15 protein-coding genes are annotated in these 19882 nt (G+C 42.8%); 8 read left to right on the top strand and 7 right to left on the bottom strand.

The genetic code is table 11. The features are described 5' to 3' along the window. Nucleotides 1–122: 122 nt before the first annotated feature. Nucleotides 123–1151: a thioredoxin-disulfide reductase gene (gene trxB / locus AC2SLM_RS09000; RefSeq protein ID WP_486553341.1), complete on the bottom strand. Its 1029-nt coding sequence runs from the start codon at nucleotides 1149–1151 to the stop codon at nucleotides 123–125. A 342-nt stretch (nucleotides 1152–1493) separates the two neighbouring features. Here trxB and AC2SLM_RS08995 point away from each other — a divergent pair, with 342 nt between their 5' ends. Together AC2SLM_RS08995 and AC2SLM_RS08990 are read left to right on the top strand one after the other, a co-directional pair. Then, complete coding sequence (locus AC2SLM_RS08995; protein ID WP_486553340.1) at nucleotides 1494–4754, top strand: DNA translocase FtsK; 3261 nt, start codon at nucleotides 1494–1496, stop codon at nucleotides 4752–4754. A 158-nt stretch (nucleotides 4755–4912) separates the two neighbouring features. Then, entirely contained in the window at nucleotides 4913–5623 is a 711-nt protein-coding gene (locus AC2SLM_RS08990) for a pirin family protein (protein WP_486543798.1), read from the top strand. 245 nt (nucleotides 5624–5868) lie between these two features. Here the strand turns inward: AC2SLM_RS08990 and AC2SLM_RS08985 are convergent, their stop codons facing one another. The 4 genes from AC2SLM_RS08985 to hflX all read right to left on the bottom strand — a co-directional run bounded on the left by AC2SLM_RS08985 (nucleotide 5869) and on the right by hflX (nucleotide 10349). Further along, nucleotides 5869–6669 (bottom strand): lytic transglycosylase domain-containing protein, encoded by an 801-nt coding sequence (locus AC2SLM_RS08985; protein WP_486553339.1) that lies wholly within the window; start codon nucleotides 6667–6669, stop codon nucleotides 5869–5871. A gap of 703 nt (nucleotides 6670–7372) precedes the next feature. Next, nucleotides 7373–8077: an LrgB family protein gene (locus AC2SLM_RS08980; RefSeq protein WP_486553337.1), complete on the bottom strand. Its 705-nt coding sequence runs from the start codon at nucleotides 8075–8077 to the stop codon at nucleotides 7373–7375. Nucleotides 8078–8092: 15 nt separating this feature from the next. Next, nucleotides 8093–8548 carry a CidA/LrgA family protein gene (locus tag AC2SLM_RS08975; protein ID WP_486543801.1) on the bottom strand — a complete coding sequence of 152 codons (456 nt, stop codon included), beginning with the start codon at nucleotides 8546–8548 and terminating at the stop codon, nucleotides 8093–8095. Nucleotides 8549–8912: 364 nt separating this feature from the next. After that, nucleotides 8913–10349 (bottom strand): ribosome rescue GTPase HflX, encoded by a 1437-nt coding sequence (hflX, locus tag AC2SLM_RS08970; RefSeq protein ID WP_486553336.1) that lies wholly within the window; start codon nucleotides 10347–10349, stop codon nucleotides 8913–8915. 428 nt (nucleotides 10350–10777) lie between these two features. On the opposite strand from hflX, the gene AC2SLM_RS08965 reads away from it, so the two are divergent. Both AC2SLM_RS08965 and AC2SLM_RS08960 read left to right on the top strand, forming a co-directional pair. Continuing rightward, nucleotides 10778–11566, top strand: coding sequence for a lysophospholipid acyltransferase family protein (locus tag AC2SLM_RS08965; RefSeq protein WP_486553381.1), 789 nt, complete (start codon nucleotides 10778–10780; stop codon nucleotides 11564–11566). A gap of 211 nt (nucleotides 11567–11777) precedes the next feature. Further along, nucleotides 11778–12671, top strand: coding sequence for a lysophospholipid acyltransferase family protein (locus AC2SLM_RS08960; protein ID WP_486553334.1), 894 nt, complete (start codon nucleotides 11778–11780; stop codon nucleotides 12669–12671). 52 nt (nucleotides 12672–12723) lie between these two features. On the opposite strand, the gene AC2SLM_RS08955 is transcribed toward AC2SLM_RS08960, so the two are convergent. Together AC2SLM_RS08955 and AC2SLM_RS08950 are read right to left on the bottom strand one after the other, a co-directional pair. Further along, the gene (locus AC2SLM_RS08955) at nucleotides 12724–13764 is read right to left on the bottom strand and encodes an aldo/keto reductase (RefSeq protein WP_486553333.1); all 1041 of its coding nucleotides are present in this window, start codon (nucleotides 13762–13764) and stop codon (nucleotides 12724–12726) included. Nucleotides 13765–13804: 40 nt separating this feature from the next. Next, the gene (locus tag AC2SLM_RS08950) at nucleotides 13805–14317 is read right to left on the bottom strand and encodes an FKBP-type peptidyl-prolyl cis-trans isomerase (protein WP_486553331.1); all 513 of its coding nucleotides are present in this window, start codon (nucleotides 14315–14317) and stop codon (nucleotides 13805–13807) included. A 535-nt stretch (nucleotides 14318–14852) separates the two neighbouring features. On the opposite strand from AC2SLM_RS08950, the gene rpsL reads away from it, so the two are divergent. The 4 genes from rpsL (at nucleotide 14853) to tuf (ending at nucleotide 19871) form a co-directional block, all read left to right on the top strand. Beyond that, nucleotides 14853–15227, top strand: a complete 375-nt coding sequence (gene rpsL, locus AC2SLM_RS08945; RefSeq protein ID WP_486543806.1) for a 30S ribosomal protein S12 — start codon at nucleotides 14853–14855, stop codon at nucleotides 15225–15227. A gap of 144 nt (nucleotides 15228–15371) precedes the next feature. Next, nucleotides 15372–15845, top strand: coding sequence for a 30S ribosomal protein S7 (rpsG, locus tag AC2SLM_RS08940; protein ID WP_486553329.1), 474 nt, complete (start codon nucleotides 15372–15374; stop codon nucleotides 15843–15845). Nucleotides 15846–16236: 391 nt separating this feature from the next. Further along, nucleotides 16237–18366: an elongation factor G gene (gene fusA / locus AC2SLM_RS08935; protein ID WP_486553327.1), complete on the top strand. Its 2130-nt coding sequence runs from the start codon at nucleotides 16237–16239 to the stop codon at nucleotides 18364–18366. A gap of 314 nt (nucleotides 18367–18680) precedes the next feature. Beyond that, entirely contained in the window at nucleotides 18681–19871 is a 1191-nt protein-coding gene (gene tuf / locus AC2SLM_RS08930) for an elongation factor Tu (protein ID WP_486543348.1), read from the top strand. Nucleotides 19872–19882: the final 11 nt, after the last annotated feature.

Here is a 19882-nt window from a genome sequence, read left to right as displayed (position 1 = left end):
CTTAGCCTATATCGTCTGCCAAACATAAAAAAGGCGCCACTCTATGAGCAGCACCTTTATTCGCATTCAAGTCAGTAGTAGACTCTCATTGATACAGTTAGCGGTATTAGCGTTTAAACCGCTTAAGCATCTGCATCATTGTCTTTGGTCAGCGTTGAATCGTAAGTGTGATCCGTCGCTGTTGTTTCACCGATAGAGTCTAGGTACTTCTCTGCATCCAGCGCCGCCATACAGCCTGTACCCGCTGATGTGATGGCTTGACGGTATACGTTATCGGCGACGTCACCAGCAGCAAATACACCTTCAATACTGGTCTGAGTCGCATTGCCTTTAGTGCCGCTATTTACCACTAAATAGCCATCTTTCATGTCTAATTGACCATTGAACATCTCAGTGTTTGGCTTATGACCAATGGCAACGAACATACCGTGGATATCAAGCTGTTTGGTGCTGCCATCTTGGGTCGATTCGATAATCAAGCCATTAACGCCCATGTCATCACCAAGGACTTCTTTCACTTGATGGTTCCATTCGATGGTGATGTTACCATTTTTAGCTTTTTCAAAGATTTTATCTTGAAGAATTTTCTCAGAGCGTAGACTATCACGGCGATGCACCAACACCACTTCTTTGGCAATGTTAGACAGATATAACGCCTCTTCAACAGCGGTATTACCGCCACCGATGACGGCTACTTTTTGATCTTTATAGAAGAAACCATCACAGGTTGCACAGGCTGATACGCCTAAGCCTTTAAATTTCTCTTCCGACTCAAGCTGTAAATATTGTGCAGAGGCACCGGTTGCAATGATTAGCGCATCGCAAGTGTAGCTGCCAGCATTACCTTCAAGTTTAAAAGGACGCTCAGTTAGGGTCACTGAATTAATATGATCATTAACAATCTCAGTGCCAAAACGCTCAGCATGCGCTTTCATACGAATCATTAAGTCTGGACCGGTTAAGCCATGCGCATCACCAGGCCAGTTGTCTACTTCTGTGGTTGTGGTTAGCTGACCGCCAACTTGCATACCAGAGATAATCACTGGCTTTAGGTTTGCACGTGCCGCATAAACAGCAGCTGAGTAACCGGCAGGGCCTGAGCCTAAGATGATAAGTTTGTGATGACGTGGCGCGTTTGCATCTTGAGTCATTGATTTTCCTTAATGGTTTAAAATGAACAATAATATTTTAAAAGAGTATCAGTATAACAAGGGCAAATGACAATGAAAGCCGCTAATAATAGCGGCCAAGCCTGTTTATTTGCCATACTTATCAATATCTATGCCCTTTACAATGAGGGCAGACGGTAACAATAACAAATCAGTTTAAGTTATCATATTTATTTATGTGATAAATAAGCGTGAAGATGCTCGAAAGTAGAGCGCAATTTGCTATTATAGAGGGTTATATGGCTCGGGTTAAGCAAAATTGCGTCACGGCTCGGTACCATAATCAATTGACGTTTTTTATAAGTTCTAAGTTGGGAAATATTAATGATAACGGCACACCAAATTCACACCGCAAAAAAAGCCATGTTCACCGCACTTGCCGTCATATTATCCGCATTTGTGTTCGTTATTCTTATCACTTATAGCCCGAATGACCCGAGTTGGTCACGTATCAGTAGTGATATGGGTGATATCAGTAACATGGGCGGGGCAGAGGGAGCATGGATTGCCGACTTTCTATATACCTTTTTAGGGTGGTCAGCATGGTGGCTACTGATATTTTTGGCGTATGAAGCGTTATGTCAGTGGTGGCAGCGTGATCAAGCCTTTGGTGTGCTGCGTGTTATTAGTTATGTGTTTTTATTACTGGCCAGCTGTGGGCTGATTGCAATTGTGCCACATGTACTCGGATTTGCGTCTCAAAGTGATGCCCGTTATGGCGGTATTTTGGGTGCAGAAGTAGCCAGCCGTTTAACAGGTCTGATTACGCTCTATGGCGCTGGTCTGTTTTTATTGGTATTTACCTTACTGACCACAACCTTTGCCTTTGATATTCACTGGATGCGAGTATTTAAAGAAGTGTTTAGCCTGTCTTGGCTTGGCAGTGGGCTGCGCGAACGTCGAGCACAGCGTGAAGATAGTCTAGCCGAGCAAGCCTTTGAGTTGACAGAAGAAGGCATCAACAGTGAGGCAGCTAACGCAACAGTCGAAACAGACAAGGACTCAGAAAAAGACAATAGTTCGCCATTATTTAGCCAGTTAAAATTGAATTTGCCTGAACAGACAGAAGAAGAGCGTTTAAATGAAGAGCAGGCGCAGAATGAGCAGGCTACTGTCAAAGAGACAGGTGATTCTGGTCTGAGTAATGTGCTTGATGAATTCTTGGTGAATTCTGGCCTGAGCGAGAGTATTTTGGCGCTGCGTGAGCAGGAGCAGCAAGAAGCACGTGCTGAGCAGCAGCGATTAGACCAAGCAGAGTTTGAAGATGCGCAAGCAGCGAACAATACAGCACCTAAAAAACAAGAGCCAAGTTTTGCTTGGAACGATCAAGAAGCTATTGATGAACTGCTTGATGAGCAAGCCTTACCGGTTGCAGTGGCTAATAATAACCAAACGCAAACGACGCTTGGAGTAGATGCAAATCCTGAGCAAGCAGAAGCCTTCGAGCAAGTGATAGACATCGCACCAAATCGACCAGAGACTGTAATAGAAAGCACGGTTGATGCTAATGAGACTTCAACTATGGTGAGTGTCGTAGAAGAACAAGCGGCTGAAGCTACTATTGATAAGGCTGAGCAGCAAGACACTAACTTTGTGGCGCATAAAGACAATGAAGCAGTTCAGTTAGAGACTCATGACAAAGCAGAACAGAAAAGCAGCTGGGTTGACAATCGCTTGGTCGATATATCAGATAATGCCAAAAGCATTGTAACCACCTCAGTAGCCGCCGCATCGACAGCGGCAGTGGGCTCGAGCACAGTGTCTGAGTCAAAAAAAGAACCAGAACCGGAGTCTGCTTATGAAGCGCCTGTAGAGCCGGAAGAAGAAGTTCAAGAGGTAGAGATTGAGCAACTAACCGTTGATTTAACCCCAACCAATACACCGCCATCGAATCCAAAAGAGCCGCATAAGCCTGAAGACAAGTCGGCTTCCACTCAGCCAGTAACGCCAACGATTCGCTTTGCAACACCGGAAGGCGATTCGGGTAATCATATTGAAGATATGGTACCGGATGTCGATGATGAGCCAACACTGCCGCAGATTCACGATGATGCCGCTTTTGCGTCAAGCAGTCGTGCTATGCAAACCGCCAAACACCGTGAAAGCTTAAGCCCAATTCCTGAATTGTCGATTTTGGACAAGCCAGACCCTGATCGTAAGCCAAGTTATACGCAACAAGAGCTGGATCAGTTGTCTGAGTTATTAGAAATTAAACTACAAGAGTTTAATGTTAAAGCACAGGTCGTCAATGCGATTCCAGGTCCAGTAGTCACAAGATTTGAAGTTGATTTAGCGGCAGGTATTAAGGCCAGTAAAGTAACCGGCATCTCACGTGACTTAGCACGTTCGCTATCAATGGCATCACTGCGTGTAGTAGAGGTAATTCCAGGTAAGCCGTACATCGGCATCGAAGTACCGAACAAAAAACGTGAAATGGTACGCTTAATTGAGCTATTAGAAACTGAGAAGTTTAAAGATCCAAAAGCTCAAATTAGTATGGCAATGGGTAAAGACATTGGCGGCAATCCAATTATTACTGACTTAGCCCGCGCGCCACATATGCTTGTAGCTGGCACGACAGGTTCTGGTAAATCAGTACTGGTTAACTCAATGCTGCTGTCGATGCTATTAAAGTACAAGCCCTCAGAGCTGCGCATGATTTTGATTGACCCTAAGCAGCTAGAGCTTGCTAACTACAACGATATTCCTCACTTATTAACACCGGTCGTTACCGATATGAACGAGGCGGCCAGTAGCTTGGCATGGTGTGTGGCAGAAATGGAGCGTCGTTATCAGCTGATGAGTTTGCTAAAGGTTCGTAAGTTAAGCGAATTTAACAAGAAGGTAATTGCCGCAGAGAAGGCTGGCAAGCCAATGATTGATCCATTGTGGCGTCCGAATGACAGCGTGAGTATTGATAAAGCGCCAAAGCTTAAAACGCTACCGATGATTGTCATCGTCGCAGATGAGTTTGCCGATATGATTATGCAAGTTGGTAAACAAGCTGAAGAGCTGATTACTCGTTTGGCACAGAAATCACGAGCGGCAGGTATTCATTTAATGCTAGCAACCCAGCGCCCATCGGTTGACGTTATTACCGGTCTGATTAAGGCCAACATTCCAGTTCGTGCAGCACTGCGTGTGAACTCAAAAGTCGACTCACGAACTATCCTTGACGCTGGCGGCGCTGAGGACATGCTTGGTAACGGTGATATGTTGTTCTTAGGCCCTGGCCAAATTGAGCCTGACCGTGTGCACGGCGCTTATGTCAGTGATGAGGAGGTGAACCGTGTTTGTGATGCGTGGCGTGAACGCGGCGCACCAGATTATATTGACAATATGGCCAGTAATTTTGAGCTAACCAGTCCAAGCAGTAGCGGTGTAGGTAATACTTCTGGTGAGGATGATGCGCTTTATGATGAGGCTGTGGCCTTTGTGATGGAAACTCGAAAAGTATCTGCATCGAGTATTCAGCGTAAATTTAGTATTGGCTACAACCGAGCCGCTCGAATTGTCGACTCAATGGAGGAGGCCGGACTGGTAAGTGCCATGGGTAAAGGCGGTAAGCGTGAACTGCTGATGTAAATGAGTTTGTTGAATTGATCTAAATACTGTTATAAATAACCAGTTATCTGACTTTACACAATTAAACTTAAATTAACAATAGCACCTTACGGTTAAGTATATGTGTATGATACAATAGCTGCGTTTAATCGATATGACATTAAAAATAAGGATTAATTATGAAAACTATCGTACATAAAGCAGATACTCGTGGTGATGCAAATCATGGCTGGTTAAAAAGCAAACATACTTTTAGCTTCGCTAATTATTACAATCCTGAGCGTATGGGCTTTGGTGCTCTACGTGTGATTAATGACGACCATGTTGAAGGCGGTAAAGGGTTTGGTACTCACCCACACCGTGATATGGAAATTATTTCTATTCCAACATCAGGTAAATTAGCGCATAAAGATTCTATCGGTACCAACGGTATTATCGAAAGCGGTGAAATTCAGGTGATGTCTGCTGGTACAGGTATTGTACACAGTGAGATGAATGGTCAAACTGGCGAGCCTGTTAAATTCTTCCAAATCTGGGTGATGCCTAACAAGCAAGGTGTTCAGCCACGTTATCAGCAATTAAAAATTGCTGATATGTTAAAACCAAATGAATTTGGTCAGATTTTGTCACCAAACCCTGATGATGCTGGCGTATGGATTCATCAAGACGCTTGGTTCCATATGGGCAACCTTGATAAAGGTGTCACCGCACATTATGACCTAAAAGGTTCACACCATGGGGTGTATGCATTTATCATCGAAGGTAAAGTAAAAATCGGTGATGAAGTATTAGATACTCGTGACGGTATGGGTATTGTTGATACCACTGGTTTTGATGTAGAAGCACTAGAAGATTCTCGTGTACTACTAATGGAAGTACCAGTTCAGTAATTATCAGTAACCCACTTATAGACTCGCTCAGATGTAACCAGTGAGTGTTATATAAACTAAAAAAGCCAAACCTTCGGGTTTGGCTTTTTTGTTGTCTTTTTCTTGCCCTAAAATAAGTTTACCAAAAGAAAGCTTATAAATGGACAAGTCACAGACTACAAGAATTAAGCGTACACAGAAAGATTACACACTAGGCTTTAAATTAGCACGGGATAGTTCCTTCGCTTAGTCTTTCGCTGACTATATTAGCGTAGCGCATTAAAAGCAGACTGTGAATAACCATTATTAGAAGTAGCAAAGCTTGCGTGTTGAAAACTACCCTCGTTGCTGCCAGCTAGGTTAGCATTAGAGGCACCGGTCAGATTCGAGTCATTTTTATATAGGCTGTTATAACGGCCCAATACTTTTTTAACATAGTTGCGGGTTTCTTTAAATGGAGGGATACCGCCGTATTTATCAACGTTGCCTTCGCCGGCATTATATCCAGCAACCACGTGCTCAATATTACCTTTAAAGCGTTTGCTCAGCCACGCTATATATTTGGCTGCGCCTTCGATATTCTCACTTGGGTTCCACGCATTTCGTACTTTAAAGCGGCGCGCAGTCGCTGGCATTAGCTGCATTAATCCTTGTGCCCCAACGGGAGAGCGGGCATTGGGGTTGAATGCAGATTCGGTATGCATCATTGCTTTCATTAAGGCAGGGTCAACGCCATGACGGGTAGCAGACGCCATAATATATTGGTCATACGCGTTGTTCTTGCTGCTGGTGCTTGGAGCGCTGAAACCGTTATAGCTATTTAAAGAGGAACCAGAAGATGCATCAGGGAGCTCAGAGGCACTTGGATAGTAGGTGACTTTAACTTTCTGGGTGAACTTGTCAAAATTACCAGAAGGATTAACATTAGTAAGCAGTACCTGTCCAGAGTCATCTTTATAGATATACATATTGCCTGCGTGCGCTGCCATTAACGAGGATGAGATTAACGCTGTACCAACAGCAAATTTGGCTGAACGAGAGAGTACTTTATTCAACAATTCAGTCATAGTTGTTTTCACTTTATAAACGCCGTATTAATTAAGAAGGCAAGAAAAATATCTTGCAGTATAGTCGCATAGCCAAATTGCGTCGCTAATGGTGATTCGTCAGAGACTCATCAATCATTTATTGTTAGCGATGCCTTATAGAATTTGGGTTTGATAGACCTGATTAATGACTATCGATTATAGGCTTGCCTGTTCGAGTGCTGTACCGATCACTTGTCACTTATGTCACGCCCTATCATTTATTTACGCTTAGATGCTGCTTTTTTATATAGCAAAGTACGCTAGTAAAGCATCACTCACGCACAGATAATCAATCTCTTATCATCGATAACAAAGGAGTGATAAGAGTGGCTTAGCTATGTGTAAGAAAGGGTAGCCGTTTGACGCGGCATTAGAATTGTACAATGTCCTATTAAGAATCAAGTTGAAAATGACCTTAGGGTTTAGAACAGGCTATTAGCATCCTTAATATAGCATTTATCAGGACGCGTATCTAATGCTTATGTCCGCTCGTATCCTTTTGACAGCACTATAGAAAGAATAAGTAACAATATTTCTGTTATTGTGCTACTGCTTTTAGCAGCGCCCTCAACTTAAATCAAAGCACATTAATTGAGGGATTAGAGTAACTAATAAATATGACGCTGATATTAATAATAATCATTTATAGATATCGGACTATCGTTTGGTTATCAAAAGTATCCTATAACCAAGCAGCTAAGAAAATAGGTACCCAAACCGCAGTCACTAAGCCATTTACTGCTAAGCCAAAAGCAGCATAACGACCAGCGGTATGACTAATTTGCCATGCCTCAACCGTACCAAAAGCATGAGCGGCAAGACCTAATGCTAAACCTTTGGCTCTGTCATCATCGACACGGCGGAATAAGAAGCGTGCCACCGCACCGCCAAGTAGTCCAGAGACGATAATAATAAGGTTAGCCAGTGCCAAAGGTGCTTTGATGATTTCTGCAATACTAAGGCCAATAGGAGTAGTCACTGAGCGTGAAGCAAACGCCAAAATAGTATCATGACTGAGTGCGAAGCCGTAAGCCATGCTCATGGGTAATAGCGCACCAACCACACTGGCGATAACAACAATGATAGTGAGCTTTTTGATGGGCAGCCCTTTGAAGTTCATGGTCGCTAGTGGGATGGCCAATAGCACAGTCACATAGCCCAGTAGGTGATCAAAAATAGGTTTGGCGACCGCATAATAATGGTCATAATCCCAGCTAAAGGTAAATAGAAATACCAATACTAACACTAGGGCAGTAATTACCATAGGCAGACCAGGGATACGCTTGGCAAGAATCCGGGCAAGCGTATGCGCGACTAAGGTAAGTAAAAAGGCAGCGGCAATAGTCATATACGTGGTACCCACAGGCATTTGGTCAAGTAATGTCATAGTAAGCCGCCTTATCTAATGGTTATCATTTGAAGAAGAAGAGTGCGAGCTTGATTCGTTATCTTGCTTATTCTCACCAAGCCAATAATTTGCTAAGGTAGCCAAGCCCCATAACGGTAGCAAAGTACTAACCACCATGGTCACGATAATACCAAGCAGCTCATCACCTAATCCAAATAGTAATAATCCTGCGCCAGCTGAGACTGGTAGAAAAGCAAAGCCACTATCGACCAATAAGGTATTACTGGCAGCAGTAATCCATTCAGGCAGTCCAATAGTAAACCGCCATATCATTAGTAAGACAAACAAGGTAATCATGCCGACGATGTTAGCCGCACTGGCATAGCCAAGCGCTTGGCATACCAATAGTGCACCTTCACGAATAAAGATGACAATTGCCAAAGTTAATAAAATAGCAATCGGCAATGACAGCTTCTTTTTGGCGGTAGAGGAGGCATGAGAATGTGACATAGCGTTTTATTACCCGTTGACGTTGATAGAAAAGCGAGCAGATTTATTCATAGAGCTTTCAAAGAGCCATAACTATAATTTATGACCTTGTCTCTTTGAATAAATTATTATGATAGTGGGGCAAAGCAGGATTGGCAATAGCTTGAGGATTTAAACTAAATATACTGACTATCTCAATAATACTTATGGGCGTCAATGTTTAACCTTACGTTGATTTGACTAGGGTATGGAAAATCATGCAGCTAATAAAAAAGCAGCAACCCTTATGGATTGCTGCTTTTTTATTAAACAGCTGTCTTATCAAGCTAATTATAGTAAGTAAGTCAGACTTTAAATCTAAGCTCGCTTAGTATATAACCTATGCTTAAACATTATTGTTATCTTTCGAGGTTAATAAGCTATCATCAAATGACTCTTCATATAGACGGTCGGCTTCTAAAGCTTCTTGCTCATCTTGTTCGGCTTTTAGTTGCTTCTCAAAAGGCTCAAGCTTAGGAATTAACAGCTCAGCTTGCTCGGTCGGCAGGACATCCATTGGGTCAATATCGGCTTCACCCAATAACTGCTGCAATATATCTGCAGGCAAGCGAATGGTTAATATTTCATGGCCCGATTCATCATAGCCTTCTTGCTCGACGACATCTAGACGATACAGCTCATTCTTAAAGTTGCCGGCATCAAAGGGTAGGGTTAGCTCAAAGGTATTTAATTTACCGGTTAATAACTGCTGAACCGCTGTGCTCAGCATGCTCATACCAAGGTCAGCTTTGGCAGATACATAGACGCGGCTTGGCACATTCGGCTTACGATAATTGATTCGAGCCGGTTCACCGGTTAAATCAATCTTGTTATAAACATTGAGCACTGGCACATCGTTATTAATCTCTGCCAATACCTCTTTTACCGCTTTAATTTGCTCATGCATCTCTGGGTTAGCAGAATCAATGACGTGCAGTAATAAGTCAGCTTCAAGCGTCTCTTCTAACGTTGCATGGAACGACTCAACCAATTCGTGAGGTAAGTGACGTACGAAACCAACGGTATCAACTAAAACCACACGGCCAACGCCTTGCCAGTCCAAACGTCGTAGCGTTGGATCAAGGGTTGCAAACAATTGGTCAGCAGCGTAAATATCTTCATCGGCTAAGCGATTAAATAATGATGATTTACCAGCGTTGGTATAACCTACCAGTGAAATGGTCAATACATCTGACTTTTGACGTTTTGCACGGCCTTGCGCTCGGGTTTGTTTTACTTTATCCAAGCGATTCTTTAACTGAGTCACTCGCACTTGCAGTAGACGTCTATCCGTCTCAAGCTGAGTTTCACCTGGACCACGCAGACCAATACCCCCTTTTTGACGCTCCAAATGCGTCCAACCACGTACCAATCGAGTTGCTAAGTGGTTTAGCTGAGCTAATTCTACTTGCAGTTTACCCTCATAAGTACGAGCACGCTGAGCGAAAATATCCAAAATCAGACCGGTGCGATCTAGCACGCGGCACTGAAATAACGCCTCTAAGTTACGCTCTTGCGAGGGTGATAAACTGTGATTAAAAATCACAATATCTGCACCTAATGCTTGCACTTGCTCTGCAATCTCTTGCGCTTTACCACTGCCCACGAAATACTTGGCATCTGGCTTTTGCCTTGAACCCTTAATAATTTCCAGCTGGTTTGCGCCTGCTGAATCAACCAATAACTTAAATTCTTCTAAGTCATCAGGGTCTGAGATTTGTCTAACATCTAAATGTACTAGGATGGCACGCTCGCCACCTTTGTGTCTCTCAAAATACTCCAAAAATATCCACCTATCTTATTAATTTATGTTGTACGGATTATAAATGATTTGGTCATTATTTATACCAAACTATTTCCCGTTACTGTCTATTAATGACGGTAACAGTGGCGAATTAAAAGGCCAAACGTTTAAATTAATACAAATATAAGACATAACAGGGCACTAATGAGTCATTATAATTTCAGTGAACACTTGATAACTGGGATTGATTGTTTGCTATAATCCTGATGTTATTGGTATTTATCCATTACACCGCAATGAATGAAATTTCTCCAATAGATAACTCATAAATAGGGCAGTGTGGGCATATGTTGAAGCAAACGACACAATCTAATAAGACAGACGATAATAAATCAGCACAATCAGATCACGCTTTTAAATCATCTGAATCGAACGAGTCAACCTCTTCTAAATCACTTAGGAGCAAATTGGCACATAAGCTTAAGCAACAAGCCAGACGCGGTAAAGTGGTATTGGGCCTTAGCAATACTATGATTGGTGGTTATAGAGCCGCAACCAAAATTGACGCTTGGCGTGAACCACCACGTGAGATTTTGCCTAAATATATTCAAGCGTTTTGTCGTCAGGCAGCCGGTGTGTTCGGGGTGCAAGTCGTTGAGGTTGAGCCAGTGCCGCAAAGACATGCACTATGGGTGTGTAACCATATCTCATGGATGGATATTCCGGTTATGGGCACGGTAACGCCTGCTTTCTTCTTATCAAAAGCGGAAGTGGAAAAGATGCCTGTATTTGGGGTGTTGGCCAAAGCGGCCGGTACGCTATTTATTAATCGTGGCTCTGGTGATGCTGCTTCTGTTGCCACACAGATGACGACCTTTTTAAAGCAGGGCTATTCGGTGCTGTTTTATCCTGAGGCGACTACCACAGATGGCACTCATATCAAAAAGCTACATGGTAAATTACTACAGGCGGCTATCGATGCAGACACACTCGTTCAGCCCATGGTTATCTGCTATGTCAATCATAAAGGCAAGCTTGATGAGACCGTACCTTTTTACGGCGGTATTTCTTTAAAGCACAGTCTATTTAGAGTGATTGATAGTGAGCCTGTGACGGCTTTCGTATTGCCCCTTGAGCCGCTATCTCCTACAGGTAAAACGCGAGAGGAGTTAACAGCGGAGCTGCAAGATCATATGCAGGTAGGTCTAGAAGAGCTGCATAGCCGCGTGTTGAACAAAAAACAAGATTCTGCGTGATAGCCACACATTTATTAGCAAAAGTTATTCAAACTGGCATTGTCTAGATAGATTCAAAAGATATAGTGTGAGGCTAATTTAGTAAAGTATGCTGTCAGCATTTTACTTGATACAGATAAATACTGATATAATCGATGCTATCAGCATAATTGCTGACCACACACTATTTTATATTTAAAGTGCTACTGCACTGATTTAACTAAGGATTTATATGACGCAACCAGTGTCAGGTAAGGATACTACCAAAAACAAGCCCAGTCTTAATTCGAAAGGCAGTCGCCTGTTAAAAGTACGCAAACTACGTCAGTTTCTAGCCACACCAGTGAGTACGCAGCTCAAACGAGGTCAGGTGCTTAAAGGCATGACCACCACCATGGTCAATGGTTATAGAGCCATTAGCAAAATTGATGGTTGGGGCGATGAGCCAAAGCGTGACAAGGTACTGCGCTACAATAAGATATTTTGTAGCAAAATGGCAGGCGCGTTTAATGTCAAGGTGGTTGAGGTTGAGCCGATGCCAGAGACGCAAGGTCTGTGGGCTGCCAACCACGTATCTTGGATGGATATTCCCGTAATGGGTAGCGTAGTGCCAGCGTTCTTTCTATCTAAAGCAGAAGTGGAGGCCATGCCGGCCTTTGGCCGCTTAGCGCGTGCTTGCGGTTCGTTATTCATCAAGCGCGGCTCTGGTGATTCAGGCAAAGTATCTGATCAAATAACTGACTTTCTAAAAAAAGGCCACTCGGTTATCTTTTATCCAGAAGGTACCACTAACGACGGCAGTTGTATTAAACCTTTGTATGGCAAATTGCTGCAATCAGCGATTGATGCGGACAAACCCGTGCAGCCCATTGTTATCTGCTATGTGAATGCTGAAGGTGAGCTCGATGATACGTTACCTTTTGTCGGCGAGACTACCTTTGTTGAAAGTTTTTTGAATGTGATGGATAGCCATCTAGTAACCGCTTATATCCTACCTCTAGAGCCTTTATCTACTACTGGTAAAACACGCGAAGAGCTTACCCAGGAGCTCCAAGAGCATATGCAGCAAGGTTTAGATTCACTCAAATTGCGTGTCTTGACCAAATCTGATAAGACCTCAGCTTAAGACAGTTGTGTTCCGTCCTAAAATAAGGTGCGTTAACAAATGATGTCATCAACTAAGGTGATGGGTTTGGTTGTCTAGTATGTACCGCTTCAATCGCCTGTAATACATCATCGCTTAACTCAAGATTGATACTGTCAATATTGGACTTTAATTGATTCATTGAGGTTGCACCAATAATATTACTGGTCACAAAATGATGGCTGTTTACAAATGCTAGCGCCATTTGTGCCATATCTAGTCCCGCATCTTTGGCAATTTGTGCATATTGCTCTGTCGCTGACTTGGCTTCTTCATTAATATAGCGTTGGAAACGATCATACATAGTCAAGCGCGCACCCTCTGGTTTTTTACCATCTAGGTATTTACCAGATAAGACGCCAAATCCAAGAGGCGAGTAGGCAAGCAGTCCAATATTCTCACGGTGAGACACTTCAGCTAAGCCAACCTCATACAGGCGATTAAGTAAGCTATATGGGTTTTGAACCGTTATAGGGCCTTGCAAGCCATTTTGTTCAGCTTCCCACAAGTAGCGCATCACGCCCCAAGCGGTATCATTGGATAAGCCCCACGCTCTAATACGGCCCTTTTTAATCTCGTCATTTAACGCTTCAATGGTTTCTAAAAATGGCGTCAACTCACTTAAATCTTGCTGAGCCATCTCTTCGGTATAGCCTCGAGTGCTAAAAAAGTTGGTTTGACGCTCTGGCCAATGCAGTTGATATACATCAATATAATCGGTCTGTAGGCGTTTTAGATTACCATCGAGTGCCTCACAAATATGTTTGGCGTTAAAGCGAGTATTGCCGTCACGCAAAAAACTCATCGGTGATATCTTACTGGCAAGCACGACCTCATCACGGCGTTTATTTTTAGTAAACCAAGTGCCGATGAAACGCTCGGTGTCACCTTGTTTGTCTTCTGCAGGCGGTGATGGATACATTTCAGCAGTATCCCAAAAGTTTACGCCTTCAGATAATGCAAAATCCATCTGTTCATGGGCTTGCGCTTCAGTATTTTGTTGGCCCCACGTCATGGTACCTAAGCAAATCTTTGACACTTTATCGCCAAGCTTTGGCAGGGTGGTATATTTCATCAGTAACTCCTTACGGTATTTTTATAATAATTTAATGGACTCACATTAATTGAATGCCGGTTTGACCTGGCGGCGTTACCTTAAAGATTTGAACTTTAAACAGAACAGTTTGTCCCGCCAGTGGGTGATTAAAATCAACCTCGACATCATCGTCGGTCACTTTACTGACTACGCCCGGTAAAGTGTTTTTACCTTTGTCTTCAAACTCAATCATCATGCCCACTTCTGGATTTGGCTCTGATAACGCAAATTGGGTACGGGTAAAGGTTTGTACGTTATCTTTGTTCCACTCTCCAAACGCTTGTTCCGGCTCTAGATGAGCAGTACGCGTATCACCGGCGCGAAGATTATTTAACACACTCTCAAATCCTGGCAGTAAGCTGCCATCGCCAACGGTTAGGCTCACAGGTTCAGGACGGTTAAAGGTTGAATCAATGACTGTACCATTTTCAAGAGATACCTCAAAATGTAATGCTACTTGGCTGCCTTGGGTAATGCGGGTGTCATGATTTGGATTAATAAAATCGGTATTAGCAGAAGATGAATTACTCATAAAATAGTCGCTTATTGGAATGATGTAAAAGGTGTTTCAAGGGTAGAGGGACCCTTAAAATAATGCGCCTAGTTTATCATAAAGCACAATTAGCAGTGAGAGGGTTATAAAAGAGGATTATAAAGGAGGGTTATAAAAAAATAGTGAAGATTGGCTAGCGGATTAGTGAAAGGTAAGTAGGAAAATAGATTCTTAGATGTTATAAGCTATTTTCTTAAGATAGGTTGCCTAAAATAGAGAAAGAGTCAGGCGTAAAATAAGACAATATTTAATCACTCCCTTGAAAGTTAGCAACAGTGACCTAAAATAGGCAATCTCACAGCGGGTTAATGCTGATGAGATAAAGTCAATAGGCACTTGAGTATTGCTCAATAAGTCTATATAATATAGTGTCCGAAAAATGGGTAAGCTGTCATAGCTTTAAATGCTTATTTTGGTCTCAAAGTGCCGATGCTTTGATGTAAACAAGCGTTATTAACGTGAATGGCTTAATGACCCATTTTTTTGTATTTAATAAACGGGAGAAGGATGCCTTATGGCAACAACTAACCAATTGATTCGTAAGGGTCGTAAAGTAATCAAGGAAAAGTCAGGCGTTCCTGCATTACAAGCGTGCCCACAACGTCGCGGTGTATGTACTCGTGTATATACAACCACACCTAAAAAGCCTAACTCTGCAATGCGTAAAGTTTGCCGCGTTCGCCTAACATCTGGCTATGAAGTTTCTAGCTACATTGGCGGTGAAGGCCATAACTTACAAGAGCACAGTGTTGTACTAATCCGTGGTGGTCGTGTTAAAGACTTACCAGGTGTACGTTATCACACTGTTCGCGGCGCACTTGACTGTGCAGGCGTGAAAGACCGTAAACAAGGTCGCTCTAAATACGGTGCTAAGAAGCCAAAATCTTAATTAGCACATTACTTAATTTAATGCATGGGCTCGGTGTCTCATTAGAGAACATACCACCATGCAGTAAGGCTGGCTGGTAACCACTTTTAAACCTATTAATATGGTTATGAATGCCAGACAACCCTGAAGACAAGGAAATTTATTATGCCAAGACGTCGCGTCGTCGCTACCCGTGAGATCCTACCGGATCCAAAATTTGGTAGCCAAACCATTGCTAAATTCATCAACCACGTGATGAGCCATGGTAAAAAATCTACTGCTGAGCGTATCGTTTACGGTGCACTTGAGCAAGTTTCTGAAAAGCGTAACATCGAAGATCCAGTTGCATTCTTCGAAGAAGTTCTTGAAAACGTTCGCCCAATGGTCGAAGTTAAAGCTCGCCGTGTTGGTGGTGCTACGTATCAAGTACCTATGGAAGTACGCCCCTCCCGTCGTACTGCTCTAGCGATGCGCTGGCTTGCAGAAGCCGCTGCGAAGCGTTCTGAGAAATCTATGGCGTTACGTTTAGCTGGTGAATTAGCTGATGCCTCTGAAGGCAAAGGCGCTGCTATGAAGAAACGTGACGAAGTTCACCGTATGGCAGATGCTAACAAAGCATTCTCTCACTACCGCTTCTAAGTTTAGATTTAGTGAAATGGCTGATTAACTTATTCATCAAGTAGCCGAGCATCAGTTCAATATATCGCTATTAATAATCTAGGTTATTAATAGTACCCTATAAAAAATTACATAAACTATCGTTTGCTTACTTGCCTAATTTGGTAAATTGGTACTAACGGTATTCACGTAATAACGATTAAGTTTTTGATAAGGGTTGGAGAGTTTGAGTCACTGTTGATCTAAAGCACAACAATAATCAACAACTAGGTGGTTTATTAAAGTACTAGGCACAGGCAGTCGCCGAACAGGTATCATAAAAATGTCATCTTTAGTGGTTACTCTACCATTCTGCCTATCATTAACACGTAATACGAAATAAATTATAAAGACATTCCATTAGGAAAAAATTATGGCACGTTCAACCCCCCTAAACCGATATCGCAATATTGGTATCTCAGCACACATCGATGCTGGTAAAACAACGACTACTGAACGTATTTTATATTATACTGGTGTAAGTCATCAGATTGGTGAAGTACACGATGGTGCTGCTACTATGGACTGGATGGAACAAGAGCAGGAACGTGGTATTACAATTACCTCTGCTGCAACCACTTGTTTCTGGTCAGGTATGGGGCAGCAATTCCCTGAACACCGTATCAACATTATTGACACCCCAGGTCACGTTGATTTCACGATTGAAGTAGAACGTTCAATGCGTGTACTTGACGGCGCGTGTATGGTTTATTGCGCAGTTGGTGGTGTACAGCCACAGTCTGAAACAGTATGGCGTCAGGCTAACAAATATAAAGTTCCTCGTTTAGCGTTTGTTAATAAAATGGACCGTGTTGGTGCTGACTTCTACCGTGCAGTAGAACAAGTTAAAACACGCCTAGGTGGCAACCCAGTACCTGTTGTTATTCCAATTGGTAAAGAAGATGACTTCGAAGGTGTTATCGACCTAGTTACTATGAAAGCCATATATTGGGATACTGAATCTCAAGGTATGAAGTTCGAAGAGCGTGAAATTCCAGCTGAACTTCAAGAAAAAGCGGAAGAATACCGTAGCCAGTTAGTTGAAGCTGCTGCTGAAGCTAACGAAGAGCTAATGAACAAGTACTTAGAAGGCGAAGAGCTAACTGAAGACGAAATTCATGCTGCTATCCGTGAGCGTACTATCGCTAACGAAATCATTCCAATGCTTTGTGGTACTGCCTTTAAGAACAAAGGTGTACAGAAAATGTTGGACGCGGTAATTCGTTATATGCCAGCACCTCCAGACGTTCCAGCAATTCGTGGTATTTTAGACGATAAAGACGAAACTGAAGGCACTCGTGAAGCGTCTGATGATGCACCATTCTCAGCGTTAGCATTTAAAGTAATGAACGACAAGTTCGTTGGTAACTTAACCTTCGTACGTGTTTACTCGGGTGTTATCAAACAGGGTGATAGCGTTTATAACCCAGTTAAGATGAAACGTGAGCGTATTGGTCGTATCGTTGAGATGCATGCTAATGAGCAAAAAGTACTAGACGAGATTCGTGCTGGTGACATTGCTGCACTAGTTGGTATGAAAGACGTTGGTACTGGTGATACATTATGTGATGAAAACGAAGTAATCACTCTAGAGCGTATGGAGTTCCCAGAGCCAGTAATCAGTCTAGCTGTTGAGCCTAAGACTAAAGCTGACCAAGAGAAAATGTCTACTGCGCTTGGCCGTCTAGCTAAAGAAGATCCTTCATTCCGTGTTCACACAGATGAAGAATCAGGTCAAACTATCATCAGTGGTATGGGTGAGCTTCACTTAGAAATTCTTGTTGACCGTATGAAACGTGAATTTAAAGTAGAAGCTAACATCGGTGCACCGCAAGTTGCTTATCGTGAAACTATTCGCAACTCAGTTGAACAAGAAGGTAAATTTGTTCGTCAGACTGGTGGTCGCGGTAAGTTCGGTCACGTTTGGTTAAAACTTGAGCCAATCGATCTTGATTCTGGTATTGACTATCAGTTCGAAGAACAAATCGTTGGTGGTGTTGTACCTAAAGAATACCATGGCGCTGTGGATAAAGGTATCCAAGAGCGTATGAAGAACGGTATTCTTGCTGGTTACCCAATCGTTGGTGTTAAAGCGACTTTATATGATGGTTCTTACCATGACGTTGACTCGGATGAGCTATCGTTCAAAATGGCAGGTTCTATCGCGTTCAAGAAAGGCTTCATGAATGCTAACCCAGTACTTCTTGAGCCAATCATGAAAGTAGAAGTTGAAACGCCAGAAGAATACATGGGTGATATCATGGGTGACTTAAACCGTCGTCGTGGTATGGTTCAAGGTATGGAAGATTTACCTGGTGGTAACAAGCAGATTCGTGCTGAGGTGCCATTATCAGAAATGTTTGGTTATGCAACTAATGTTCGTTCACAGTCTCAGGGCCGTGCAACCTACTCAATGGAATTCGAAAAATACGCTGAAATTCCAAAATCTGTTGCTGACGACATTATCAAGAAATTCTCTGGTAAAGACGAAGACGAAGAGTAAGTCTATTTATTCAGCCAATGATAATAGGCTACGGTGGCAAAATGCTACCGTAGCCTAAGAATAAAATAAGCAATATAATCAAGTCGTTGCTATTCCTATCAGAAATGTATTGTAATTAGTTGATGAAATTATGACCAATTACGTATCAAGGGCTTGTCATATGCTTATGTTTTCTTATATCATTTGCTACTGACTTGATCATCACTTTCAAGATATTTTAATAATTTGACAGAGGATGGATGAGTAACCATTAATGATTACGACATCTCATCATTTGTTTTAACTGAATTTAGATTTTAAAAGAGGACACACACATGGCAAAGGCCAAGTTTGAACGTAACAAACCGCACGTTAACGTTGGTACCATCGGTCACGTTGACCACGGTAAAACCACACTAACAGCTGCTATCGCAACTGTCGCTGCTAAAACTTCAGGCGGCGAAGCAAAAGACTACGCGTCAATTGACTCAGCACCAGAAGAAAAAGCACGTGGTATTACCATTAACACCTCACACATTGAGTATGACACTGAAGCACGTCACTACGCACACGTAGACTGCCCAGGTCACGCTGACTATGTTAAAAACATGATTACTGGTGCGGCACAGATGGACGGCGCTATTCTAGTAGTATCTGCTACTGACGGCCCAATGCCACAGACACGTGAGCACATCTTGTTATCACGTCAGGTTGGCGTACCATACATCATCGTATTCATGAACAAATGTGACATGGTTGATGACGAAGAATTACTTGAGCTAGTAGAAATGGAAGTACGTGAATTACTTTCTGACTACGACTTCCCAGGTGATGACACCCCAATCATCAAAGGTTCTGCACTAGAAGCTCTAAATGGTAACGACGGTAAGTATGGTGAGCCAGCAGTTATCGAACTACTAGAAACTCTAGACACTTACATCCCAGAACCAGAGCGTGACGTTGACAAAGCATTCCTAATGCCAATCGAAGACGTATTCTCAATCTCAGGTCGTGGTACTGTTGTAACTGGCCGTGTTGAGTCTGGTGTAGTACGTGTTGGTGACGAAATCGAAATTGTTGGTATTCGTGATACTCAAAAGACGACGTGTACTGGTATCGAGATGTTCCGTAAGTTACTAGACGAAGGTCGTGCTGGTGAGAACTGTGGTGTACTATTACGTGGTACTAAGCGTGAAGACGTACAACGTGGTCAAGTACTTGCTAAGCCAGGTTCAATCACTCCACACACCAAGTTTGACGCAGAAGTATACGTACTATCAAAAGAAGAAGGTGGTCGTCACACGCCATTCCTAAATGGTTACCGTCCACAGTTCTACTTCCGTACTACTGACGTAACGGGTGCTATCTCATTACAAGACGGTACTGAAATGGTAATGCCAGGCGATAACGTTGAGATGAGCGTAGAGCTAATCCACCCAATCGCTATGGACAAAGGTTTACGTTTCGCAATTCGCGAAGGTGGCCGTACTGTAGGTGCGGGTGTTGTTGCTAGCGTTAAAGACTAATATCTTTAATC

The organism is Psychrobacter sp. CX16 (assembly GCF_057396245.1).
Note: the sequence above shows the minus strand (reverse complement) of the source record. Positions and strands in the feature narration are given on the sequence as shown.